We start from the raw sequence: 24,313 nt of genomic DNA, 5'->3' as shown, positions 1-24,313 counted from the left end.
AACTCATTTATTTATCACACCTACATTTATCATTAAAGTTTTTAAACAAATAATTGACATTAAAAGTGTAAAAAAATTAAAATATAATATTAACAAAAAGCTAACACATTAATTATACTGAAAAAATAAAAAATATTATACAACATTTATGATTTTTGTTATAATTATTTTTGTTGTAATTAATCTATAAAACATGTTCAAAACAAAAAAGGAGAAAAAATGGCTAACATTGCATCACAAATTAAAAGAATTAAAACAAACCAAAAAAGAAATGAAATTAATAAAATTTATAAATCTAAAGTTAAAACTGCTTTAAAAAAAGCTGATAAATCAATAAAAAACAAAGCAGAAAATGCTACAGTACTTGTTAATGAAGTATGTAGTTTAATTGATAAAGCTGTTGTTAAAGGCATTTATCACATTAATAAAGCTGCTCGTCAAAAATCTAAAATTATGACTAAATTAGCAAAAGCAAAATAACTATAATTTATTTTAAAAAGAGACACCATTAATAGTGTCTCTTTTTAAAATATAATTGATATTTTTAAACTAAATTTTTGTTTTAATAAAATACCAAATTCAAAAATTATTTAGCTAATAATGTAAAGTTAGAACTTGATGCTCTAATCTCAGCAAAAATTTTATTTTTTTTTAAATTCATCTGATGTATCCATAACTATAAAAATACTAAAATCACTAATATCTAATTTATTACGATCAAATGTACTGTGAATTTTATAAATAGAAGCACCATTTTTAGTAATAATATTAATAATTTCGCTAATAGTACTATTATTAATTTTACCGTTAACTAAAAAAGGAACTCGTCGATGCGAACTAATTAAGGCGTTATTAATAATTATTCCTAATGTAGTAATATCAACATCGCCACCACTAATTACACAAAAAACATTTTTATCTTTACCAATGATTTTATCTAATTTACTAGAAAGAATAGCAGCAACACTAACAGCACCACTACCTTCAGTTACAATTTTACATTTTTCTAATAAAAATAACATTGCTTGTGCAATTTCTTCTTCGCTAAAAGTAATAACTTTATCAACATTTTTCTTTAAAATATTAAATGTTAATTCCCCTGTTTGTTTAACAGAAATTCCATCAGCAATTGAACTTTTACCTTCAATTTTAAATGGTTTTCCTTGTTTTAAAGCTTGATTATAAGAATCAACATTTTGTGCTTCAATACCAATAAATTTAATATTTGGATTTTTACTTTTTAAATAAATTGAAATACCACTTAAAAGCCCTCCTCTACCAATTGGAAATAAACAATAATCAATTTCTTTACCCATTGCATTCATTTGTTCATATATTTCCAAGCCAATTGTACCTTGACCAGCAATAACAAAATTATCATCATATTGATGAACTAACGTTAACCCTTCTTCTCTTTCAAGTCTTAATGCTTTAGACATTGCATCATCAAACATATTAACACAAAGTTTAACAGTACATTTAGCACCACCAAATTCTTTAGTAGTAGCGATTTTGGCTAGTGGTGCTGTTACAGGTATAACTATCTTTGATACTAAATTTAAACTTGAAGCTGCTAAAGCGACTCCTTGTGGATGATTACCAGCACTAGCAGCAATTAAACCCTTTGCTTGCTGTTCTTTTGATAAATTAAGAATTGTATTTAAAGCGCCTCTAATTTTAAAACTACCTGTTTTTTGTAAATTTTCTAACTTTAAAAATATATTATTACCAGAAAACTAAGAAAGTTTATCTGCTTTTATCAAACTTGTCTTCCTAATTTTATCTTTAATTTTTGAATACGTTTCTTCAATTATTTATTCACTTACTAAATTTTCCACAATGGTTCCTCCTGAGTTTCTATCTAATTTCTCAAATATAGCTAACTAAAGTAATGTTTACTCATAAATAATGTAAAATAATAATATGTAATTTAAACAGTTTTGGGTGAGTAAAGTTAATAGTTATAATTTAATTTTCTTTAAATAAAATACAACTTTAAATTATTAATTATTTTTTACATTATATACCTTTTTATAAATATAATCAAGTATTTTAGACTATTATTTTAAAATTATCTAAAATAAAAATTCCTAACTATTGAGGTTTAGATTTATTAATTTTTAAAAAATTACAGTATAAGATTTAATTTATTAATTCTTGCTCAATTAATTATAAGCATATTATCAAGTACTTTATCATTATAAATTTTTGCATCATATCCTTTTAAAGATTTAACTAAATGTGAAACATCACTTTCGGCACAAACTCCTTGATTTCAATTTTCTTTTTGATTTATAACGCCTTCTTTATTATTTTTAAAATATTTATATATTTGCTCATCAACTTTATTTTCTTTTAAAAAATCTAATAATTGATAATATTCACCATTAACAAATAAATCATATGCATTTGTTAATTTTTTATTATCTACTTTTCTATTAAAAATAAATCCTTTTTTAAGTGCTTTAAATGCATGATGTCTATCAATTACATAAGGAATATTTTCTTTTTTAGCAGTAGTTTTAATTCAAGGCGCACCATCACCAATAAATACTAAACTACTTTTATTATAAATATATTGTAAATGAAGAAAATCATAAATTTTATCAATTAATTCTTGTCTTTTAATTCTTTGACCATTTTTAGTTTTAATATAAGTAATTTTTTTATCTTTTAAAACATTTCTACTTTTAGTAGATTTTTCTAAATCTTTACCTTTATTTGCACTAATTGTACGAATACGATTTTTTTGTTTTTTATTATTAAATAATGAAGATATAAAACAATCATCCATATTTATAAATAATTTTTCAGTTGGTAATACTACTTTTTTCTCTTTTATTTTTTGAACATTTATTACTGCATTTTTCATTACATTAGTCATATATGTTTTAGAAAAATTAGTATTTTTTATTATATCTTGTACATCAGATTGTCTTTTACCATTACCTGAATTTTTTATTATTGTATGTTCTAAACTTGTAAGTGTTCTTTTTCTTTTTTTAAGTTTTATATAATCATCTAAAGGATAGTAATATTTATTAGTTTCTAATATTAAATAACGTCTACGATAAAAATTATTTATTTTACCATATTGAGTATTTGGACTTCTTTTTGCAGTTTTAACATATTTATATTTAGTTTTATCATATATATTTTGATATCAAAAATCATCATATGCTTTTAATAGATTTGTTAAATAATTTAAACCATTATTTTTAATTTGATTATCAAGTTCATCATAATTAAGTTCATTGTTAAGAAAATTCATAATATTATTTCCTTTCTTAATTTATGATTTTGATTATAGTAATTTTAGAAAAAAAGTATGGAAATATGATAATTGTAAAATGATATAATTAAATATATATGTTTTAAAATAAGGTGATAATATGCCAAAACAAAGAAAAGAATTAGGTAATTATGATGTTACAATTAGTAATTATTTAAGAACTAAAAATAAAATATTAACACCACAAGGATTAAATAATGCACTTGGAATTGATAGAAAATTTATATTTGATTGCCGACGCAGAAGCAATCCATGACAACGTAATTTTTTAAAAAGTTATGATAAAGCACGTAGTATTATTTCAACTCATATGTTAGAAAAAGCATTAGTAAAACCAGAATTAATTTATACTCATTGATTAAAATCTCATCCAAATGAATTTGATATTAATGAAGAAAATAATAACACACAAAGTAATATAATTATTAATATTAGTGAACCAAGAAAAATAGAAAATGATGATTAAAGGTCTATATTATATATAGATTTTTTCTTTATTTTAAAGAGAAAAAATGATATAATTATTATTAAGGAAGCAGTAGCCATTCTGTGAGTTTAGGAGTTAAATATGGAAAACTTTAACTGAGATAGAAATAAAAATTATACTAATGAAGAATTAGAAAATTTATTAGAACAACACCGAAATTTTGTTTATAAAAATACTAAAACTGAATTAGAACCTAAATTAAATGAATATCAAAATAAATTAAAAGAATATGAAATAAAAGTAAATGAATATCAAGAAAAAGAATTATTTAATGGTTTTAATGATAAACAATTAAAAATAGTTAAATCATTAATTAATACTGAATATAAAGACATTGATAAACATTCTGCTTTAAATAAAATAAAAGAAGATTATGCAGAAATATTTAATAATAATTTACATAATAAAGAAATTAAAAAACAAGAAATTATTAAAAATGAAGAATCTAAACAAGAGTTTTTTAATCCAAAAACACTTTTTGAATTAGATAATAATATTACATCTAAAAATGAAGAATTATTAAAAAATACAGAAGTTGTTGGTGCAAAAACTAAACAAGAAATGATTAAATTTTTAGAATTTTTATTTAGTAAATAATTAAATATTTCTCAAAAGGAGAGATATTATGGCTATTCCACAAGTTCCAACTGGTTTAATTACTGGTGGTAATAATGGAAATAAAGCAATGTTAAATGCTATGGAAGCGCAAGTAAAAGGCATACTTTATAATGATGAAAGTATGATGTTTTTAAAAGCAAGTGCAGTTGCAGAACAAATAAGTGAAATACCTGGAGCAGTAGAAGCATATTATCGTATTGTTGAACGTTTACGTTGAGGTTCAAAATATGATGTTATGACTGGTACAGATAAACAATGAACAACATTAAGAACAACTAGTGTTATTTTAGACCAAATATTAGTTATTGATTGAAGAACTGAAGATTTTGATATGAATAGATTTATGTCAAGTCCAATTCCATTAAAAGCAAATATGTTATCAATATGAGCAGAAAGTGCATTAAGAAATTATTTATTTATACAAGAATGTATTTTTTTACAAGGTATTAAAGATTATTGTATTGCTAAATCACAAGTAATTCCTATTAATATGTTAGAAATGACAGAAGATACAGCAAAAGCAGCATTTTATCAAATTGGAGATAAAATGAATGAATTATTAGGAAATATAACTGAAACTGAAATTGGTACAAATGTAAGTGATTTTATTGGCGCATTAGGATTTACTCCGATGTTACAATTAACAAAAGCATATTTAAGATTAAATTATGGTCAAATTGCAGCAGATACTGTAGCAAGCGGTCAATTATATAAACAATCAGTATTTGGTATGTTTTTATATAAACATATGTTTTTAAATAAAGATATGGTTAAAGATACTAAAACTGGTTTACATTTAGAAAAAACATTTGATTTAAAAAAAGTATTAGGAGTTTTTGTACATAGAAATGCATTTGCACAACCTAATAGTTTTCAAAAAATAGTAAATTTAATTGATAATAATACATTAAATCAAAAAACATTAGGTAAAGCACTTTATGGTATAACAACAGCAATTCGTGGTTGATTATCATTTATTATTATGGAAAAAATGCCAACTGCTGATGAAATTAAAGAAGCACAAAAACGTTGTTGAACTAATTGAATTAAATTAACTCCAGCAGAAAGAGAAAAATCACCAGTAACATTTAAAATTGCTGATTTTGATGATTTTAGAATTAGTTTAAATGATTTAATTTATTTTAAAAATTTAGGAAAAATAACTATGGCTGGTGATACACCAACTAATGATGAATTAGAAAATGCAATAATAAATGCTGGTAATAATGGTTATGAAAAAGGTAAAGCAATATTTAGTAATATTACATCAAAAAGTGCTACTATGACTGGTAATAACAAAGATTATATTGAAGAAATAGAATTAAAATTTTCTAAAAAATAATTATGCAATATATTTATAAATATTTTAATGAAAAAGCACGTATTACTATTTATTCACCAAAACCAGCAGATTTAACTACAAGTAATAATATTAGAGCAATTTTATTAGATGAATATCCTAAATTAAGAAATGGTTATTTTATTGTTAGTGATGTACATGATAGTTATGCAATATGTGTTGGAGATAATATACATTGTGAAGGTAAAGTAATTATTAAAGCAGAAAAACAACCTAATTTATTAAAAGGAGTTAATGAAAATGCCAGTTTCTGACAATATACAATCAAATAATTATACTTTATTAAAGATAATTCGTTCTTCAATTAGTCCATTATCAGCAATGATTGGTACAAGCGCTTATTATGGTCAAGTAATAGATAATCCAATATTAGGTTCAATTAATAGTTTATTATTTGGTAAAAAATTAGGTTTAGATATATGAAATTTAAATAAAAGACCAAATACTAAAACTAAATTAATTAATAGTAGTAAAAAAATATTACTAGGTTTAGGAACAATTGGTTTAGTTAATTATGCAAAATTTACTACTAATTAAATTAATCCAAATCCTAATCCATTTCCAAACACAACACCAATTAATCCTTTTCCAGATGATTTATTATTTATTAATAATAGTACTGATGATCATTTAATGGATTGAGATACATTTATTAGTTTAAATTCATATGGTATTTCAAATCTTATTAGCGGATTAACAGAATTAATACCTAATAGATTTGAAAATATTAGAAAAATTGCAAATATGGCTACTGGTGGTTGTTTAATTTCTAGTGGTGTTGCTATGGGTATAAATAATGATTTTAATAATGCTTATGCAATACCTACCATAATTGCTGGTGCAAGTGAAATAACCCATAATTTACTACCTATGGAAACTACAAATCATATTGAAGAAATGCAAGAAACACCATTTAATAATGAAACTGCAAGATTAATTAATGATAATAGATTTTCAATTAATAGTGAAACAACTAGTCAATATGGTAGTGATAATATGAGTGAAGTACCATTAAATCATGATAATGCTTCATTAAATTGAGATTATAATCATATGAGTTTATAATGTTACCTTTAATTATTGAATGAATATATTATGCATTAGCAAGTAATGATATTAAATCAGCATTGATAAATGCTTTAAAAAATTATTATAAAAATCAATCATTAAAAGCAGTATTTGATAGTGAAAATGTTAATGAAAATGAAATACATCAACCTTATTCATTTTTAAATCCAAATATACTTAAAAAATTAATAAGTATATTAAAACCAAGTGAATTAAGTATACTTCAACATGAAATTAATAAATTAAAAAAACCAATAAATAGTTTTAAAAATTCTATTATGCCAACAGAAATTAGAACAGTTAAAAATTATGTAAATAAATTTGATAATTTATTTAAAGAAAATGAAGAAGAAATACCAGAAAATGCATGAGAAGTATTATCAAGTTCATGATTTAAAAAAGGAAGATTTATTGTTAATAATAAAAATTTAAAAATTGGAACTTTAACAACATTATTTCAAAGTGATAATGATAAAAGACAAATATGATATGGTCCATATACTTATCCATCATTTCCACAAGAAATATGAATATTAATGACACAAGCAAAAGGTAAAAATGGTACTGGTGCTGGAACTATATTTTGAAAATTTTGAAATAGAAAATGATTACCAAGTCAATTAAGAAAATATGTTAAAAGTGAATTAGCAAAAAAAGGTAAATATTATGGTTCACAAGATACAACTATAATTTATCCAAATAATATTAATGTACAAAAAACTATGAATTTTATTAATAGATTAGAAAAAGGTTTTTTAAATTAAAAGAATATAAAACTTTATCTAAAAATGAAATCGGAAGTAATCAATGAAGATATGAAAGAAAACAATTATTAAAAAATTCTTTACATACAAATAAATATATAAAAATTAAACAAAATTCTAATTTTTATAAAACATGAAAGTAGGTGATTGAATGGAAATACAAAAACCGGAATGAAAAACTAGTTATTTAATTCCTTTTACACGTGGTAGAAGAGATTATATTAAAGATAGAAAAATATATGATTTTAGTTTATTAAATGATATTGAAAAATTAAGAAAAAAACAATTAGATTCAATTAATTTATTATCATTTATATTAATATCTTTAATTATTACATTATGAAGTACATTACCACAAACAATAATATTACCAAATTGATTAGAATTTACTAAATTAGGTATCGAAAATGTAGATTGAAAACATAATTGAGGTAATGCTATTTGATTAACAATTATACCTAGTATTGGTGGATTTGGATTACATCATTTACCAAATAAAGCACCACCAATAATTAAATTTATATTAAATTTAATAGACATATTCCGTAAATAAATTTTTTAAAAGTCAATTAATAATTTAAAATTTATTTTATAATTTCTTTATTAATAAATTAATAAGGTGTTGATAAAAATGAATTTTGAAAATTTAAAAAAATTAAAAAATGAACAATTTTATAGATATTTTGGTATAAAACGTTTTCATTTTGATGAAATGTTAACAAAATTAATTGAAATAGAAAATTTAAAAAAAACTAAAGGTAGAAAATATAAACTTTCAGTTGAAGAAAGATTGATGATGACTTTAGTATACTGAAAAGAATATTATACTTTTTCCAAATGATTATTAAATATAAAATGAGTGCATCAAGTTGTTTTCGAAATATTACTTGAGTAGAAAATAAACTTAGTGATGACAAAGATTATCAGTTTTTAAAAACAAAATATAAATCAAAAATTGAGAAAAAACAAGAAGATTTAAATGAATTTCAATTTTATTTAATTGATTCAACTGAAATTGAAATTGAAAGACCAACTAAAAAAAACTACAGTTAGAATATTTTTCTGGTAAAAGTTGAATGTTTTCTATAAAATTTAAAATTATATATGACTTTTTTAATAAAAAAATTGTTGATATTTTTGCTGATAATGGAAAAGTACATGATTTTCAAATATTAAAAAATTCAAATCTTGAATTTTCAGAAAAAACAATAATTATTGGTGATTTGGGATATCAAGGAATACAAAATATTTATAAAAATACTATATTACCAATTAAAAAAACTAAAAATAAAAAATTAACTAAACAAGAAAAAATCTACAATAAAATTATTTCAAAAATTAGAATTAAAGTTGAACATGTTTTTGCTGGATTAAAAAGATTCAAAATTTTAATAAATAAATGTAGAAAAAGTATATTTAGACTTATGTACTTAAGATTTAACTTACTTTGTGAAATTTTTAATAAAACAAAACCATTAAAATAAAAAAATATTTTTAATATTTTTTTAAAAATTTAAATTTTTATCAAGTTAATATAAAAATAATATTAACAATTTTTGTGTTTGAAATATAAATTTATTTTTAAAGTATTTTTTTAAAAATATTAACTTCTATAATTATTAACACTAAAAAATTTATAAATATTATTATTGACAATTGATTAAATTTATTTACGGAATATGTCTAATGAACAAATTAAATCAATAGAAGAAAATCAAATGTTTAAATTATTTCATTATTCAAATTGAAAATTAAATGAACATAATTTAAAACAAGATAAAATTAATGATTTAGAAGAATTAAAAGAATTAGACCCTATTAAACCACAAAGTTGATATTATGGTGTACCTAGTGTTTTACAAGGTGCTATATTTGCAAGATATTTAGATAAAGTAAATACTACATTAGATTTTCAAGTTTCTAAAATAACTGGTGGTTTAGATATAGGTATGGCAACAAGTAGTAATGGTCATCCAACTGCTGCTTCATTATGATTTATTGGTGAAAATTATAATGGAAGAAGAGCACATAAAGTAAGTGAATTTTATCATAGTAATGCTAATATTAATGGCCAACCAGCAATTCATTTTAAAAATACTTATGAATTAGCAAATAGTATTATTGATTATTATTTAATTGAAGCACAAAAATATTTTGCTATGTTTAAAGGTTTTACTTGTTATGTTGATTATGGTAATGGTGGTCAAGCATTTATTGATGTTTTAAATGTAGAAAAAAATAAAAGAAATATGAATTGATTAAATTTTGAACCAGTAGATAAATCAGTAATGTATTTAAAAGATAGAATTGATTTTACTACTACTGGATTAATTAAAAATATATTAAGTTATGATTGAAATAATTGTTCAGAAACTAAAAGGCAATATAGTTTAATTAAATGATTATCTAAATCTAAAATAGAAAATTCAAATAATGAACCTAAAATGTTAGATTTATATGATGATACTTGAGATAGTGATTGTTATGCATTAATGAATGATATGAAATGATTAATTGAACAAATAAATAATGAATTATTAATTAATAAAACTAAATTTGAACTTGGTAAACAATATAGTTTTATTAATAATAAGGAGTGATAATATGAATTATAGTCCAACAGAATATTTTAGTATACATGAAGATATTTGAGAATTAGATATACCTAGAATTATTGCAAATAAAAGCACAATGTTATGATTAGGTAAAGGTTTATTATTTAAAAGTGAAAATAAAGAATTATTAAATTTTTTAAATAAATTAAAAGATAAAGATAAATGAAATGAAAAATTATATCAATTTGGTATTCAAAATTCATTATTAGGTAAATGTTTTTTAATATGAATGTTAACTAAAAATGGTGAATTAAGTTTAACTTTACCAAGTCCAATTTTTATGTCACGTGTTGCTAAATTTAATGAACAAGAACAATCAGCAGAATTATTTTTTATGAATGAACAAAGTGATAATGGTAGTTTAACATGAGTAACAATAGAAAATTCAAAAGTAAAAGTTGAAATATTTAATGGTAATAGAGAAATTTTATTAGGTAGTACAAAATCAAAAATTAAACCAGAAAGTCAATTAAAACAACAATATGAATTAAAAAATCCATTTGGTTATTTACCAATTGTTGAAATTACAAATTTACCACAAATTCATTTTTATGTTAATAGTACACAAATGAATGCATATCCAGATTGTGCACCAGTATGAAATTTAATATGAGATTTACAACATATTATTAAACAAAAAAGAAAAGAAAGAATATTAAATTTAACTAGATTTTATGGAATTATTGATAATGAAAAATTTAAAACTTTAAATTTAAGTGATGATTTTCAATCAATTATTAAAGATGCATTTTTAAATATTACTACTGCAAATTATGTAAAAGGTGGTAATGGTGGAGTTGATATTGTACAAGTTAATCCAAAATTTGGTGAATATTGACTTGATTATAATGGTACAGCAAAACAAATATTTAATGGTGCTGGTTATGATTATGATGAATTTAATGGTATTAATTATGAAAATAAAACTAAAAAATTAATGAATAATAAATTTGATATGCAAACAACAGAAGTAAAAATAACACATTATACAACTTATTTATATAGAATGTTTGATATGTTAGTAACTTTTTCTAAAGATGAAAATGGAAAAGTATATTGAAATGGTAATGGTGAAAGACCTTATAGTTTTGAATTTATACCAATTGCTATGGTTGACCAATTAGTACAAGATGAATTAATTAATAGTAGATTAAATAATGGAACAATGTCAGTAGTTGAAGCAATTAGTTTATATGAAAATATTGATACATTAATGGCAAAACAAAAATTAGAAAATATTATTGAAGAAAATAAATTTTTAAATAAACATTTAGGAGATAATATAAATGATAATAAGCAATGCAATGAAAATTCAATTAATGAAACAAGCACATCTAGCATTAAAGCAAAATCAACAATTAATAAAGAGATGTAGTTATTGAAAAATATTTCCATTTATTATTAATAATGGCGCTATACCTTTAACTGAAACTGGTTATAAACCAATTAATAGTAAAATAAGTGATTTTGGTCAATATGAATTAATATTAACTGGTACTACTCCAGTTGTATGTATTTGAAAAAATAGTACAAAAATATATCAAAAAAATAAAGGTAAAATTAATGAAGAAACACATAAATCTAGTGGTCAAGATGAATTTTATACAAAACAATATAAAATAGGTGATTATTGAAATGCTTATTTAATTGATGATACAAGTGGTGTTGATTTTAGTAATTTACCAAATAATCAAATATTTAAAACAGTACAAACAAAAAGACAATATACTTTAGTAATGTTTGAAGAACATATTACAATTGATGATTATTTACAATTTTTTTGTGTATTTAATGATGAAAACGAAAATATTGGTGGTAATAGTGGTAAAAATCAAGATAGACAATTATTATATATTCCAAATGTAACAAATTATTATAGTCCTTATAATGGTGCATTTAGTATGCAAGTATTAACTTTTAGTAGTTTAAATGATAGAGTAGTAAGTACTGGTCAAAATACACTTGATTTTGTACAATATGCAAGTCCTGGTAGTGGTTATGCTTTCCCAACTATTCAACAAGGAAAAGTAACTTTAAATCGTACTTTAATGCGTGATATTGGTGTACGTTATAGTCATAGACAAAGTTATGGATTAGAATTATTATCAAGTTGTTATTATTATGGAAGACCAATAATTCAAGGTCAAGAACCAATAGAACAAAATAACGAAGAAATATTTGAAAGTAAAGTATTTGCTTCAAGAAGATTATTTATTGCTGGTAATAATGATTTATCTACAACAGATATTAAAAATAATCGTGGTTTACTTGCTGGTATAAATGATAAAATAACAACAAGTAGTCATCCAGAAACTACATTTTATAATATTATGGATGCAAAACCTACGGGATTTACTAATTTTAAAAATTTTACAGAATGATTAAAAACTTCATTAAATTTTCAAGATAATTTATTTGTAACAAAAGATTTTAAAGGTATGCTTGCTTTTGATAAAGATAAAGCAAGATTAAGTAATGGTACATCAGTAGGAGAAGCAAAATTCTTTTGAGATAGTGAATGAAATATAAATAATTTAACGGGTAATTATAATGTTGATATGAGTAGTAATTTTAAATATAAAGACCCAGATACTCATTTAATTATAGGAAGTCCAACTGTTGATTATTCAAAAATAAGCCAAAAATATATGTCAGCAATATTAAATTTTAATAGTGTAGTATTTTCACCATTAATACAAATTCCTTATGATTCAAATCAATGATTACCATTTGCTTTAAGTGATATTCCTTTAATTGGTAAATTATTAAATGCTTTAACATTAGGTATTTGAAGTAGTTGAGTTATTACTCAAAATGTTCAACAATATAAAAAAATGTTATATTTTAATGGTTTTATGAGTGCATTTTTTACAAGTAATTTAGAAAGTATTATTGGTAATGGCGGTTTAATTCCTTTAAATGCATTTACAAATGATAATGATTTTACTATTGGTAAATTATTAGGTGCTAATGTTTCTACAACTGCTATGACAATGAAATTAACAGATAGAATATCAGTATATCAATGAGATGCTACTACTGGTAAAAAATTAGAAGTTAAAGAACAAATATCAAGTGTTGATTTATCACAAAAGAAAAATAATAAAGTTTATATATTAGCAGAAGATACTGAGTTTTTAGATATTGCTTCACCATTTACAAATGAAGATAAAGATTGTCAATGAAATCCTACAAGTAATGGAGTTATTGATGGTTCAAATTATGCTTATATTATTGATACAATTGTTACTCAATCATTACATCAAGGTGAAGAAAGACATACATTTTATAGTGATAATCCTTTTACTTATCAAGGTGATTATAATGAAATATCAGTTGCACAAGTTAGATATCGTAATATTGGTTCATTATCTAGTAATATGTTTGATTGAACTACTTTATATAAATTAAATCATGATGAATATGAAGAAAGTGAAGAAACTACATTTTCATATCCTGCAAAAATATTACCACCAAGTCCTCAAAATATAGCAAAAACTATTATAATAATTCCTAAAATTCCAAGTATAGAAGTTTCATTAAATCATTATGATACTCTACATAGAAATGGAAATGTAGAATTAAATTATTCAAATACAGATTGAATGAAAAATAATTTTTCATTAATTAAACCTTTAAATATAGATATTAATTTTAAAGATTACTTAGTTCCAACTTTATTAATTAATACTTTTAATGATTTAAAAAGATATTATAAAAGTATAGATGTATATTTGCATTATGAATATGAAACAGAAGAATGAAGTTCAACTTCGACAAAACCATTTAAAAACTTTAACACTAATGAAAATTTTAATCCTAGTAAAAATCAAACATTATTTAAATCATATAATTTAAGTGAATTATTTTACTACACTAAAGAAAATAAAATGAAAATATTTGAAGAATATGAAATTAAACGAGATTATGATAATATTCAACAATATAATTCATATAAAAGTAAATCCTTTATCTTTTCTGTTCCAGAAAATATAAATAATTTATATCAAATTTCTAATGATGAATTATCTGGTTATATGAAAGGCTATAATTTTGATACAAATGTTAACGATATAAAATATATACCTTTTTAGGATTCTATAATAATTCAGACAGCAATTTTAAGTTTAAAATACAAATGTTTCCAATAACAAATCAAATTCAAATCGCTACACATGATAAACCTTATTTACATGATGATTGATTTAATAGTTTATCAAGAAGTATTATAAAATATAAGTTAACTATTTCAAAAATAGTATTAAATCAAAGATAATTTGATATAATGAAGTTGATTTAAAAAAGGAGCATTAATATAATGACGAAACTAAATTGATTAAATAAAAAAAATAGTAAAATATTTTCGATATCTTGTTTTTTTGTCAATTGGATTTATAATAATGGCTTTTGCATGAAAATATGCATCATATGGTGTAAATGAAAATCCAAATTTTAACAATAATATTGGTTTTATAATACAACTTTATATTTCAATTTCATTAATAGTATTAAGTTTATTTTTTGCATTAATGTGATTAATTATTTATGTTAAAGAAAAAATAAAATCCAAACAAAATAATATTTCCTCACAATCTTAAATATTAATGTATAATGTATTGAACTTACCTAATTGGTAAGTATAATAATTCTCACTTTATATGATTGTTAGGTTGGCACTTAATTAAAAAGTTACCTTAATTGGTAACTTTTTTTGTTTATATTTTTATAAACTTGTTATATTAATTGTAGATAAATTAGGTTTATTTTCAATTGGTAAATGTTGTTCATTATTAATATTTTTTGAAAAATCATCTGTTCATTTAGTAACATTTTTTAATTGTTGAGTTTCATTTTTATTAATTTCTCTTTTTCTTTTTTTATCATTATTACAATTATCATTATATAATTTTATACCTTTTCCAATTCCTGTAAATAACGCTCCATCTTGATTAAATAACTCTTCAAATACATCAAGGTATGCATATTGTGAACTAAAAACTTGTATTTTTCAAGAATTATGTTTTTCATATGCAAATAGTCCTATAGAAATCCCTCATTCAAGTTTGTCTCAATTTGTTATTGGTTGTAAAATAAATTGATTTTCATTATCCATATTTTCAAGAGAATGTTGCCCTAAATACCTAACATCAATATTTTTAATGTAATCAATACTTTTAGAAGCTATATTAACACCATTAAAAGAATTTAATGGTTTTTCGACATCTCTTTCCGCATTACCTCAACTAACTCTACTTCTTTTAAGGTTTCATTCACTTCCTAAAAATTTTATTTTTTCATAATTAAAGGGACTATTATAACCTAAATTAAAAATATGATATTCTTCATAATAATGACCTTGTAACTTACTGTTTATGGATAATCAAGTATTACTTATTATTTTTTCATTTTTGTTTATTATATCATAATATAAATCTATATAACAATCTATATTTTGACTAATAATATCAGTTTCTATTAAACTTTTTCTATTCCTTTTTGAAAAATCTAAAGCTCTTTTTTTTCTTCAATTTTGATGTTCATTTTTTTCAATATCTCAAACTCTATAATTTTTATCTGTTATAGAAATTTTTCAACCTCGATTAGATATTTTTGTTACTCCAAAAATATCTGGATTTTTATAAACAATACTATTATCAATTACATAAAATCCTGTTTCTGTTCCAAAATATAATAAATTATCATTAACACTATGTATTGCTGTAATTGTTCCTTGAATTTTATCAATTTTAGGTTTTAAATCACAAAATTTTTCATGTCAATAAGTATTTTTTAATTCTCTTTTTCCTCTACGACAATTTGCGTTTCTTCTATTATTTCTTAATCTTTGAAATTCAATATAGCCAAGTACAACTTGAACTGCTGGTGAACTTAATGCTCTTGTAAAATCAAGCATAGAAGGAGGGCTTATCATCATATTTGGAGTATTTTGAATAATATTGGCTATTTGTAATAACCATCTAAATATACTATCTCTTGAACTTGTGCCTCAATTAACTAAAATTGTATAAATTTCATTTCTTTGATTACTTTCTAAATTAATATTTTCATTTCTTGTAATTAAATGTGAGACAATACGTGCATAAATGTTTGGAAATCTTATTGCTTAAGCTGTCACAAAAATGACTTGTCCTAAAGCTCTAGCTAAATTTCCCAAAGGTCGTTCTATATTAGCATTAATATCATGAGTTAATCTTAAAAAAGAATTATAAATAGTTTCTCAATTAATATTATTATTTTCAGTTGGTATAAGATGTCTATAAGCATTCCCAATTTGACTTAACATTACAGAATTTGTTATTCCAGTAACTTCTCTTAATTGAGGATTATATCGACCAGAAGGCGTTCCTAAATCAGGATTAAAATAATAATAAGTTTCAATATTTGATGTATGGGCACCAGTATCATGATGATTGATTATAAAGCCTTGAATATATAAAGCATCTGTACTTAAAACTAATTCTAAATTTATTTGATTGCTTTGTCCATTTTGTTCTTGTATAATTTGGACTGGAAGTCTAAAATAACCATAATTTTGAGAATTTAAACTAAATACCCTACTATTTTCTCCTCAATTTCTATTTTCACTATCATCAAAAACAATTCTTAATATATTATTATTTGTTAATGATTCAAGAATTGATTGAAAACTATTTCTGTATTGATTAGGGTTATTTTGATTAATAATTATTTTTTCGCTTAATTGAAAAATTTCTTTTGATGGTGGAATTGGTCGTCTTTTATATCTGTTTCTACTTTTTTGATTATGTTGATTATGTGTAGTTAAATTACTATTTCATAATGGTAAATTTAATAAAGTTGTTTGATTATTTGATAAAGTTAATTCTTGATTTTCTAATAATGATATATTAGTAGTATTTTTGCTAGCTCAACTTTTAATCTTTTTATTATTATTAATTGACATAGCATTAATGCCTTTAGTTTCATCATTAAATAATGGTGCACTTAATAATCACAATTTAAATCAATAATTTGGATTAAAATATTTCATAATTTTATACCTCTTTATTTTAAACATAAAAACCCATTTACTTTAAAATAAAGTAATAGACATATTCCGTAAATAAATTTTTTAAAAGTCAATTAATAATTTAAAATTTATTTTATAATTTCTTTATTAATAAATTAATAAGGTGTTGATAAAAATGAATTTTGAAAATTTAAAAAAATTAAAAAATGAACAATTTTATAGATATTTTGGTATAAAACGTTTTCATTTTGATGAAATGTTAACAAAATTAATTGAAATAGAAAATTTAAAAAAAACTAAAGGTAGAAAATATAAACTTTCAGTTGAAGAAAGATTGATGATGACTTTAGTATACTGAAAAGAATATTATACTTTTTTCCAAATGAGTATTAAATATAAAATGAGTGCATCAAGTTGTTTTCGAAATATTACTTGAGTAGAAAATAAACTTAGTGATGACAAAGATTATCAGTTTTTAAAAACAAAATATAAATCAAAAATTGAGAAAAAACAAGAAGATTTAAATGAATTTCAATTTTATTTAATTGATTCAACTGAAATTGAAATTGAAAGACCAACTAAAAAAACTACAGTTAGAATATTTTTCTGGTAAAAGTTGAATGTTTTCTATAAAATTTCAAATTATATATGACTTTTTTAATAAAAAAATTGTTGATATTTTTGCTGATAATGGAAAAGTACATGATTTTCAAATATTAAAAAATTCAAATCTTGAATTTTCAGAAAAAACAATAATTATTGGTGATTTGGGATATCAAGGAATACAAAATATTTATAAAAATACTATATTACCAATTAAAAAACTAAAAATAAAAAATTAACTAAACAAGAAAAAATCTACAATAAAATTATTTCAAAAATTAGAATTAAAGTTGAACATGTTTTTGCTTGATTAAAAAGATTCAAAATTTTAATAAATAAATGTAGAAAAAGTATATTTAGACTTATGCACTTAAGATTTAACTTACTTTGTGAAATTTTTAATAAAACAAAACCATTAAAATAAAAAAATATTAAAAATATTTTTTTAAAAATTTAAATTTTTATCAAGTTAATATAAAAATAATATTAACAATTTTTGTGTTTGAAATATAAATTTATTTTTAAAGTATTTTTTTAAAAATATTAACTTCTATAATTATTAACACTAAAAAATTTATAAATATTATTATTGACAATTGATTAAATTTATTTACGGAATATGTCTAATGAGTAAAAACTTATATTAAGTTTGATTTCATTCTACACCATTATTTTTTTTATATTTGTTTAAACTTTTTTTATGTTTATAATATTCATTTATTTCTTTTACTTTATTATTAAATTGTTTCTTATGAAAATAACACATATTAAAAAAATGCTCTGTACTACTTTCTATATCTAAAGTTTTTAAAGTAACTAATATTTTACTATTACAACCTTTAACAATACATTTTAATAATACTTTTTCTTGTTTTTGTTTTTGCATTAATTATTTACTCCTTATTTAAATAATATCAACCAATTAATAATGAATCTGCTTCATCATGATTAGTAATATTAAAATCTCATTCATTTTCTGAAATAATGATTTGTGCCATTGCTAATGATGTTTCTTTTGTTCATTTTTCATTTTTAATATCTCAATATGCTCCAAAAGTTCTATTTTTATATCATTTCTTTCACGTCAGATTATGAACTAACATATCTTTTGTTATTAATTTATTAAATCAACCAGCAATAAATCCTCTTAAATGTTCCAATGTTTCTTTACCTTTACCTTTATTAATAAAACCTTGCTCAATACATAAAGATAATTGTTCTCAATATAAACCATTAAATTTATTTAAAATAATATTATGTATAAATTCCATATAATTATTTATTCATATTGGTTTTTTATTTTCTCATAAAGTCAATCCAGTATTTTTAATACTTGGGTCAATTGAAAGTAAATAATTATTCATAATTTCTATACTCATTTTTATTATTATTTTTTAAATTTTTAAATCTTTCACGAATTTCTTTGAATTTATCAAATAATACTTTTAAATAATTTTCACCCATTAATATTAAAAAATCTTTATTATTAATTGGATTTAATCTTTCCATATCTTCTCTTATATAATCATCAAATAAAACTGTATTTGTAATCATATATTTTTCAAAATAATCTAATTGTTTTCACTTGGTTCTCATTTTTCATTAGATACTTTTATATTATTACTATAATTTTGTTGTTTATTATTATTTTGTATTAAATTAACATTATCATTATCTGGGTCAAGTTCATCTTCACTTAATAATAATAAATTCATTAAAAAATATCTATAAGCATAAGTTGCTGCACTACCTTTTGCTTTTGCTATATCTGTATTTTTAGCACAAGCAAGTATATCAAAATATTTAATTTCTTTATCATTATCTAAATCAATAATTGTATATCTTTTAAAATAAGTTATTTCTACTTCTTTAGTATCTAAATAATTTATTTTTCTATCAGTTGTTAATATATCTTCATGTGTGATAACAATATTTAATTCTTTACATAATAATTTAAATTTATTAAAAATATCACTTAATAATCAATATTTATAATTTCCAAATTTATTAAAACCATTTTTAGGTGTACTACCAATCTCTAATTGTAATTTAAGTATTTTTTTATATAAATTATTCATTAGACATATTCCGTAAATAAATTTAATCAATTGTCAATAATAATATTTATAAATTTTTTAGTGTTAATAATTATAGAAGTTAATATTTTTAAAAAAATACTTTAAAAATAAATTTATATTTCAAACACAAAAATTGTTAATATTATTTTTATATTAACTTGATAAAAATTTAAATTTTTAAAAAAATATTAAAAATATTTTTTTATTTTAATGGTTTTGTTTTATTAAAAATTTCACAAAGTAAGTTAAATCTTAAGTACATAAGTCTAAATATACTTTTTCTACATTTATTTATTAAAATTTTGAATCTTTTTAATCAAGCAAAAACATGTTCAACTTTAATTCTAATTTTTGAAATAATTTTATTGTAGATTTTTTCTTGTTTAGTTAATTTTTTATTTTTAGTTTTTTTAATTGGTAATATAGTATTTTTATAAATATTTTGTATTCCTTGATATCCCAAATCACCAATAATTATTGTTTTTTCTGAAAATTCAAGATTTGAATTTTTTAATATTTGAAAATCATGTACTTTTCCATTATCAGCAAAAATATCAACAATTTTTTTATTAAAAAAGTCATATATAATTTGAAATTTTATAGAAAACATTCAACTTTTACCAGAAAAATATTCTAACTGTAGTTTTTTTTAGTTGGTCTTTCAATTTCAATTTCAGTTGAATCAATTAAATAAAATTGAAATTCATTTAAATCTTCTTGTTTTTTCTCAATTTTTGATTTATATTTTGTTTTTAAAAACTGATAATCTTTGTCATCACTAAGTTTATTTTCTACTCAAGTAATATTTCGAAAACAACTTGATGCACTCATTTTATATTTAATACTCATTTGGAAAAAAAAGTATAATATTCTTTTCAGTATACTAAAGTCATCATCAATCTTTCTTCAACTGAAAGTTTATATTTTCTACCTTTAGTTTTTTTTAAATTTTCTATTTCAATTAATTTTGTTAACATTTCATCAAAATGAAAACGTTTTATAACAAAATATCTATAAAATTGTTCATTTTTTAATTTTTTTAAATTTTCAAAATTCATTTTTATCAACACCTTATTAATTTATTAATAAAGAAATTATAAAATAAATTTTAAATTATTAATTGACTTTTAAAAAATTTATTTACGGAATATGTCAATTATAGCTAACTAAAGTAATGTTTACTCATAAATAATGTAAAATAATAATATGTATAGCTAACTAAAGTAATGTTTACTCATAAATAATGTAAAATAATAATATGTAATTTAAACAGTTTTTGAATTTAAAAGTACAATTCAGCAATATTTAAAATAGATTAGGAAGATTAAATTATGCCAAAACCATACAGTGAAGACTTACGAAGAAAAGTAATAGAAACCTATGAAAGTAAAAACATGAAAATTAAAGAAATTTGTAAAGTGTTCAATATTACTAGAAAGACTTTATTCTTATGAAGAAAAAGAAAAAAAGAAACTGGGCATATAAAACCAATTTTGAATTATCAAAAAGGACATAGCCACAAAACAAAGGATTTAGATGAATTAAAAAATTATTTAGTGCAAAATAAAGATGTTACAGTTCAAAAAGTAATTGAAAAATTTGATGATATGACTAAAGAAACAGTTTATAACTATTTCAAAAAACTAAATTATACATATAAAAAAAACTTTTCTATATGAACAAAGAGATAAAAATAAACAAGAAGATTTTTTAAAAGAAATAGCTAAAATAATAAATGAAGATTTATTATATATTGATGAATCTGGAATTGATGATAATGAATTTTATAAATATGGTTGATCTGATTAAAAGCCCTATTAGCATCTGAAGGACATTGCAACAGTAAAATTTTTGAATCATATGTAAAAAATATACTAATTCCATTATTAAAGCGTGGACAAATTATAGTTTTAGATAATGCAACGTTTCATAAATCTAAATTAACACAACAATTAATTGAAAATGCTGGATGCAAACTATTATTTCTTCCACCATATTCTCCTAATTTAAATCCAATTGAACATTTTTGATTTGCTATAAAAAATAATATAAGAAAAATATTACCAAATTATTGACCAAATATTAAAAAAGCGATTGATTTTGTTTTTCAAGATATGAGTGAACATTACTTTATTTAGCTATATAATCACTCTTTCTATTTTTTTTAATTGCATTTTTAATTAAACTTCTTATAAATCCATTAATTTTCATATTTTTTTCTTCACAAATTTCTTTTAATTTTTCATAATCTTTTTCAGTAAATCTTAAATGAATAATAATTTGTTTAATCATTAAATCTTCTGGTTTCTTTTTTGGGGCTGCTACCATATTTATTAACTACTTTCTTTTTGTATAAATAATTCTTTAATTCTTTCACCATATTTACCATTTTCAATATCTTGAAAAAATAATTGCATATCATTTTTTATTTCTTTAAAACTTTTATCTTTCATCATTTATTACACTCCTTTAAAATTTTCTAATTGTAATTCATTAATATAATATTCATATAAAGAATCTCAATTATTTGATGTTAAATACATATCCTCTTCAATCATGTCATTAATACATTTGTTACAATAATAAGTATTTTCTAATTCAGAAAATCATATATATTTTTCATTATGAATATTACATTTCATTTTTTTCACCTATTAATTTATAAAAGCATTTATTACAAGTTCTATTCCCATATGATGAATTTTTATGACAAATATCACATGAACCTTTAATTCTATATTCTCTACATTCCATAATTAATCCTCTCTTTCTATAATTTTTAATATTTCTTGTATTTCTATATATTTTTTATTTTTAAGTAATTTTTCATTACATAAATTTTTTATTAATTCTATTTTTTCAACATTTAATAACATATTAATTTCCTTTAATACTTTAAATAAAATATTTTGTGATTATTAGTTGATATATCTTTTATTGGTGTAATAATATAATTTATTGCTAAATCATTATCGTTATATGGATTATTTATTTTAAAACTTTTCATATTTTGTTCTCATGTAATGTTATATTTAAAACATTCTTGATTTTTATCATTTTTAAAAATATAATAACCATTATATTGTTCATAAAATTCACAAGATATTAATTCATTTTCATTCTTAGTAATATTTGGAATATTTTTAATATATTTTAAAATATCACTACCTTTAATACTTTCAATATCTTTTGTTATTGATTTTTTACCTAATTTATAATAAAAATCTTCAATTATTTTTAATGCTATTTTTTTATTTTTTGTATCAATAATAGTATCTTTAATAGGAAATCATGTTTCATATTCACCAATTTCTAATAACATACCTTTAGTTGTTTCTTTAATTTTATTTTTAATATCTAAATTAACATTAATCATTACATATCCTTTCTATGTATAAGCCTTATCACCTACAGTGATAAAAGGCTTATATACTACTAACTAATACTTCTACTTACTACTACGTAAGGCTTATGCTACTTACAGCAGCAAAGCCTTGGAGGGTAGGGGTTCTAGGGGAAGGGAACCAAAATTTCTTAAATTTTCAAAGAGTAACACAAAAATTACTATTGGTTAATTACAGCACAATAGCCTACATAATTTTTATTTAGTTATGTAATAATTAATTACTTTAATAAAGTGCTGGTTTAATAAAATAATTAATTATAATTGTTTAACAATTAAAAATGAGAGTGTTATCTCTCATTTAAGTTCTTATTAAATCTAACCATTAACTTGATACGCCCAACAGTTTTTGAATTTAAAAGCACAATTCAGCAATATTTAAAATAGATTAGGAAGATTAAATTATGCCAAAACCATACAGTGAAGACTTACGAAGAAAAGTAATAGAAGCCTATGAAAGTAAAAACATGAAAATTAAAGAAATTTGTAAAGTGTTCAATATTACTAGAAAGACTTTATTCTTATGAAGAAAAAGAAAAAAAGAAACTGGGCATATATATCTAACTAAAGTAATGTTTACTCATAAATATTGTAAAATAATAATATGTAATTTAAACAGTTTTTGAATTTAAAAGTACAATTCAGCAATATTTAAAATAGATTAGGAAGATTAAATTATGCCAAAACCATACAGTTGACATATTCCGTAAATAAATTTTTTAAAAGTCAATTAATAATTTAAAATTTATTTTATAATTTCTTTATTAATAAATTAATAAGGTGTTGATAAAAATGAATTTTGAAAATTTAAAAAAATTAAAAAATGAACAATTTTATAGATATTTTGGTATAAAACGTTTTCATTTTGATGAAATGTTAACAAAATTAATTGAAATAGAAAATTTAAAAAAAACTAAAGGTAGAAAATATAAACTTTCAGTTGAAGAAAGATTGATGATGACTTTAGTATACCGAAAAGAATATTATACTTTTTTTCCAAATTAGTATTAAATATA

At 21.0% G+C, this 24,313-nt stretch carries 36 protein-coding genes; 22 read left to right on the top strand and 14 right to left on the bottom strand.

Going from position 1 to position 24,313, the window contains the following annotated elements:
• The first annotated feature begins 219 nt into the window (after positions 1–219).
• Positions 220–480 (top strand): 30S ribosomal protein S20, encoded by a 261-nt coding sequence (rpsT, locus tag ABWV63_RS08210; RefSeq protein WP_353305956.1) that lies wholly within the window; start codon positions 220–222, stop codon positions 478–480.
• A 161-nt stretch (positions 481–641) separates the two neighbouring features.
• On the opposite strand, the gene ABWV63_RS08205 is transcribed toward rpsT, so the two are convergent.
• Complete coding sequence (locus tag ABWV63_RS08205) at positions 642–1,676, bottom strand: threonine/serine dehydratase (RefSeq protein WP_353307222.1); 1,035 nt, start codon at positions 1,674–1,676, stop codon at positions 642–644.
• A gap of 452 nt (positions 1,677–2,128) precedes the next feature.
• Positions 2,129–3,271: an Mbov_0401 family ICE element transposase-like protein gene (locus ABWV63_RS08200; protein ID WP_353305954.1), complete on the bottom strand. Its 1,143-nt coding sequence runs from the start codon at positions 3,269–3,271 to the stop codon at positions 2,129–2,131.
• A gap of 121 nt (positions 3,272–3,392) precedes the next feature.
• Here ABWV63_RS08200 and ABWV63_RS08195 point away from each other — a divergent pair, with 121 nt between their 5' ends.
• The 15 genes from ABWV63_RS08195 to ABWV63_RS08125 all read left to right on the top strand — a co-directional run bounded on the left by ABWV63_RS08195 (position 3,393) and on the right by ABWV63_RS08125 (position 14,480).
• Positions 3,393–3,758: a hypothetical protein gene (locus ABWV63_RS08195; RefSeq protein ID WP_353305953.1), complete on the top strand. Its 366-nt coding sequence runs from the start codon at positions 3,393–3,395 to the stop codon at positions 3,756–3,758.
• Positions 3,759–3,860: 102 nt separating this feature from the next.
• Complete coding sequence (locus ABWV63_RS08190) at positions 3,861–4,376, top strand: hypothetical protein (protein ID WP_353305952.1); 516 nt, start codon at positions 3,861–3,863, stop codon at positions 4,374–4,376.
• Between the two features lie 28 nt (positions 4,377–4,404).
• Positions 4,405–5,739, top strand: coding sequence for a hypothetical protein (locus ABWV63_RS08185; protein ID WP_353305951.1), 1,335 nt, complete (start codon positions 4,405–4,407; stop codon positions 5,737–5,739).
• A 2-nt stretch (positions 5,740–5,741) separates the two neighbouring features.
• On the top strand, positions 5,742–6,029 hold the full coding sequence (locus ABWV63_RS08180; RefSeq protein ID WP_353305950.1) for a hypothetical protein: 288 nt from the start codon (positions 5,742–5,744) through the stop codon (positions 6,027–6,029).
• The gene (locus ABWV63_RS08175; RefSeq protein WP_353305949.1) at positions 5,998–6,294 is read left to right on the top strand and encodes a hypothetical protein; all 297 of its coding nucleotides are present in this window, start codon (positions 5,998–6,000) and stop codon (positions 6,292–6,294) included. The genes ABWV63_RS08180 and ABWV63_RS08175 overlap by 32 nt, the downstream gene beginning before the upstream one ends.
• A gap of 96 nt (positions 6,295–6,390) precedes the next feature.
• Positions 6,391–6,822 carry a hypothetical protein gene (locus tag ABWV63_RS08170; protein WP_353305948.1) on the top strand — a complete coding sequence of 144 codons (432 nt, stop codon included), beginning with the start codon at positions 6,391–6,393 and terminating at the stop codon, positions 6,820–6,822.
• A complete protein-coding gene (locus ABWV63_RS08165) occupies positions 6,822–7,589 on the top strand; it encodes a hypothetical protein (RefSeq protein ID WP_353305947.1) in 768 nt (255 codons plus the stop codon). The genes ABWV63_RS08170 and ABWV63_RS08165 overlap by 1 nt, the downstream gene beginning before the upstream one ends.
• A 151-nt stretch (positions 7,590–7,740) precedes the next feature.
• Positions 7,741–8,142 (top strand): hypothetical protein, encoded by a 402-nt coding sequence (locus tag ABWV63_RS08160; protein WP_353305946.1) that lies wholly within the window; start codon positions 7,741–7,743, stop codon positions 8,140–8,142.
• Positions 8,143–8,220: 78 nt separating this feature from the next.
• On the top strand, positions 8,221–8,484 hold the full coding sequence (locus ABWV63_RS08155) for a hypothetical protein (protein ID WP_353305945.1): 264 nt from the start codon (positions 8,221–8,223) through the stop codon (positions 8,482–8,484).
• Positions 8,427–8,642, top strand: coding sequence for a hypothetical protein (locus ABWV63_RS08150; RefSeq protein ID WP_353305944.1), 216 nt, complete (start codon positions 8,427–8,429; stop codon positions 8,640–8,642). Before ABWV63_RS08155 ends, ABWV63_RS08150 begins: the two co-directional genes overlap by 58 nt.
• 23 nt (positions 8,643–8,665) lie before the next feature.
• Positions 8,666–9,073 (top strand): transposase family protein, encoded by a 408-nt coding sequence (locus ABWV63_RS08145; RefSeq protein ID WP_353305943.1) that lies wholly within the window; start codon positions 8,666–8,668, stop codon positions 9,071–9,073.
• Positions 9,074–9,268: 195 nt separating this feature from the next.
• A complete protein-coding gene (locus ABWV63_RS08140) occupies positions 9,269–10,192 on the top strand; it encodes a hypothetical protein (RefSeq protein ID WP_353305942.1) in 924 nt (307 codons plus the stop codon).
• A gap of 1 nt (position 10,193) precedes the next feature.
• A complete protein-coding gene (locus ABWV63_RS08135) occupies positions 10,194–11,579 on the top strand; it encodes a hypothetical protein (protein ID WP_353305941.1) in 1,386 nt (461 codons plus the stop codon).
• Positions 11,491–14,298 carry a hypothetical protein gene (locus ABWV63_RS08130; protein ID WP_353305940.1) on the top strand — a complete coding sequence of 936 codons (2,808 nt, stop codon included), beginning with the start codon at positions 11,491–11,493 and terminating at the stop codon, positions 14,296–14,298. The genes ABWV63_RS08135 and ABWV63_RS08130 overlap by 89 nt, the downstream gene beginning before the upstream one ends.
• A gap of 44 nt (positions 14,299–14,342) precedes the next feature.
• The gene (locus ABWV63_RS08125) at positions 14,343–14,480 is read left to right on the top strand and encodes a hypothetical protein (RefSeq protein ID WP_353305939.1); all 138 of its coding nucleotides are present in this window, start codon (positions 14,343–14,345) and stop codon (positions 14,478–14,480) included.
• 447 nt (positions 14,481–14,927) lie between these two features.
• On the opposite strand, the gene ABWV63_RS08120 is transcribed toward ABWV63_RS08125, so the two are convergent.
• Both ABWV63_RS08120 and ABWV63_RS08115 read right to left on the bottom strand, forming a co-directional pair.
• Positions 14,928–16,139 carry a hypothetical protein gene (locus tag ABWV63_RS08120; RefSeq protein ID WP_353305938.1) on the bottom strand — a complete coding sequence of 404 codons (1,212 nt, stop codon included), beginning with the start codon at positions 16,137–16,139 and terminating at the stop codon, positions 14,928–14,930.
• Between the two features lie 189 nt (positions 16,140–16,328).
• Positions 16,329–17,234 carry a hypothetical protein gene (locus ABWV63_RS08115; protein WP_353305937.1) on the bottom strand — a complete coding sequence of 302 codons (906 nt, stop codon included), beginning with the start codon at positions 17,232–17,234 and terminating at the stop codon, positions 16,329–16,331.
• Positions 17,235–17,388: 154 nt separating this feature from the next.
• On the opposite strand from ABWV63_RS08115, the gene ABWV63_RS08110 reads away from it, so the two are divergent.
• Positions 17,389–17,826, top strand: a complete 438-nt coding sequence (locus ABWV63_RS08110; protein WP_353305692.1) for a transposase family protein — start codon at positions 17,389–17,391, stop codon at positions 17,824–17,826.
• A gap of 7 nt (positions 17,827–17,833) precedes the next feature.
• A complete protein-coding gene (locus ABWV63_RS08105; RefSeq protein WP_353305571.1) occupies positions 17,834–18,055 on the top strand; it encodes a transposase in 222 nt (73 codons plus the stop codon).
• A 404-nt stretch (positions 18,056–18,459) separates the two neighbouring features.
• Here ABWV63_RS08105 and ABWV63_RS08100 read toward each other — a convergent pair whose 3' ends face one another.
• From ABWV63_RS08100 to ABWV63_RS08070, 7 genes are all read right to left on the bottom strand, one after another.
• A complete protein-coding gene (locus ABWV63_RS08100) occupies positions 18,460–18,702 on the bottom strand; it encodes a hypothetical protein (RefSeq protein ID WP_353305936.1) in 243 nt (80 codons plus the stop codon).
• 7 nt (positions 18,703–18,709) lie between these two features.
• On the bottom strand, positions 18,710–19,180 hold the full coding sequence (locus tag ABWV63_RS08095; protein ID WP_353305935.1) for a hypothetical protein: 471 nt from the start codon (positions 19,178–19,180) through the stop codon (positions 18,710–18,712).
• A complete protein-coding gene (locus tag ABWV63_RS08090; RefSeq protein WP_353305934.1) occupies positions 19,173–19,370 on the bottom strand; it encodes a hypothetical protein in 198 nt (65 codons plus the stop codon). The genes ABWV63_RS08095 and ABWV63_RS08090 overlap by 8 nt, the downstream gene beginning before the upstream one ends.
• Positions 19,371–19,387: 17 nt before the next feature.
• The gene (locus tag ABWV63_RS08085; protein ID WP_353305933.1) at positions 19,388–19,894 is read right to left on the bottom strand and encodes an ERF family protein; all 507 of its coding nucleotides are present in this window, start codon (positions 19,892–19,894) and stop codon (positions 19,388–19,390) included.
• Positions 19,895–20,096: 202 nt separating this feature from the next.
• On the bottom strand, positions 20,097–20,504 hold the full coding sequence (locus ABWV63_RS08080) for a transposase family protein (protein ID WP_353305654.1): 408 nt from the start codon (positions 20,502–20,504) through the stop codon (positions 20,097–20,099).
• 23 nt (positions 20,505–20,527) lie between these two features.
• Positions 20,528–20,743, bottom strand: a complete 216-nt coding sequence (locus ABWV63_RS08075) for a hypothetical protein (protein WP_353305932.1) — start codon at positions 20,741–20,743, stop codon at positions 20,528–20,530.
• The gene (locus tag ABWV63_RS08070) at positions 20,686–20,952 is read right to left on the bottom strand and encodes a hypothetical protein (protein ID WP_353305931.1); all 267 of its coding nucleotides are present in this window, start codon (positions 20,950–20,952) and stop codon (positions 20,686–20,688) included. Before ABWV63_RS08070 ends, ABWV63_RS08075 begins: the two co-directional genes overlap by 58 nt.
• Positions 20,953–21,225: 273 nt before the next feature.
• On the opposite strand from ABWV63_RS08070, the gene ABWV63_RS08065 reads away from it, so the two are divergent.
• The gene (locus ABWV63_RS08065; protein ID WP_353305930.1) at positions 21,226–21,585 is read left to right on the top strand and encodes an IS630 transposase-related protein; all 360 of its coding nucleotides are present in this window, start codon (positions 21,226–21,228) and stop codon (positions 21,583–21,585) included.
• 105 nt (positions 21,586–21,690) lie between these two features.
• Positions 21,691–22,032 carry a transposase gene (locus tag ABWV63_RS08060; RefSeq protein ID WP_353305929.1) on the top strand — a complete coding sequence of 114 codons (342 nt, stop codon included), beginning with the start codon at positions 21,691–21,693 and terminating at the stop codon, positions 22,030–22,032.
• Here ABWV63_RS08060 and ABWV63_RS08055 read toward each other — a convergent pair.
• The 3 genes from ABWV63_RS08055 to ABWV63_RS08045 all read right to left on the bottom strand — a co-directional run bounded on the left by ABWV63_RS08055 (position 22,025) and on the right by ABWV63_RS08045 (position 23,270).
• Complete coding sequence (locus ABWV63_RS08055; RefSeq protein ID WP_353305928.1) at positions 22,025–22,222, bottom strand: hypothetical protein; 198 nt, start codon at positions 22,220–22,222, stop codon at positions 22,025–22,027. The two genes, ABWV63_RS08060 and ABWV63_RS08055, sit on opposite strands and share 8 nt — an antisense overlap.
• Before the next feature lie 5 nt (positions 22,223–22,227).
• Complete coding sequence (locus tag ABWV63_RS08050) at positions 22,228–22,350, bottom strand: hypothetical protein (protein WP_353305927.1); 123 nt, start codon at positions 22,348–22,350, stop codon at positions 22,228–22,230.
• A gap of 431 nt (positions 22,351–22,781) precedes the next feature.
• On the bottom strand, positions 22,782–23,270 hold the full coding sequence (locus tag ABWV63_RS08045; protein ID WP_353305926.1) for a hypothetical protein: 489 nt from the start codon (positions 23,268–23,270) through the stop codon (positions 22,782–22,784).
• A 431-nt stretch (positions 23,271–23,701) separates the two neighbouring features.
• On the opposite strand from ABWV63_RS08045, the gene ABWV63_RS08040 reads away from it, so the two are divergent.
• Together ABWV63_RS08040 and ABWV63_RS08035 are read left to right on the top strand one after the other, a co-directional pair.
• Positions 23,702–23,929 carry an IS630 transposase-related protein gene (locus ABWV63_RS08040; protein WP_353305925.1) on the top strand — a complete coding sequence of 76 codons (228 nt, stop codon included), beginning with the start codon at positions 23,702–23,704 and terminating at the stop codon, positions 23,927–23,929.
• A gap of 160 nt (positions 23,930–24,089) precedes the next feature.
• Positions 24,090–24,302, top strand: coding sequence for a hypothetical protein (locus ABWV63_RS08035; protein ID WP_353305924.1), 213 nt, complete (start codon positions 24,090–24,092; stop codon positions 24,300–24,302).
• Positions 24,303–24,313 lie beyond the last annotated feature (11 nt).

The organism is Spiroplasma ixodetis (genome assembly GCF_040369795.1).
Classification (GTDB): Bacteria; Bacillota_I; Bacilli_A; order Mycoplasmatales; family VBWQ01; genus Spiroplasma_E; species Spiroplasma_E ixodetis_B.
Note: the sequence above shows the minus strand (reverse complement) of the source record. Positions and strands in the feature narration are given on the sequence as shown.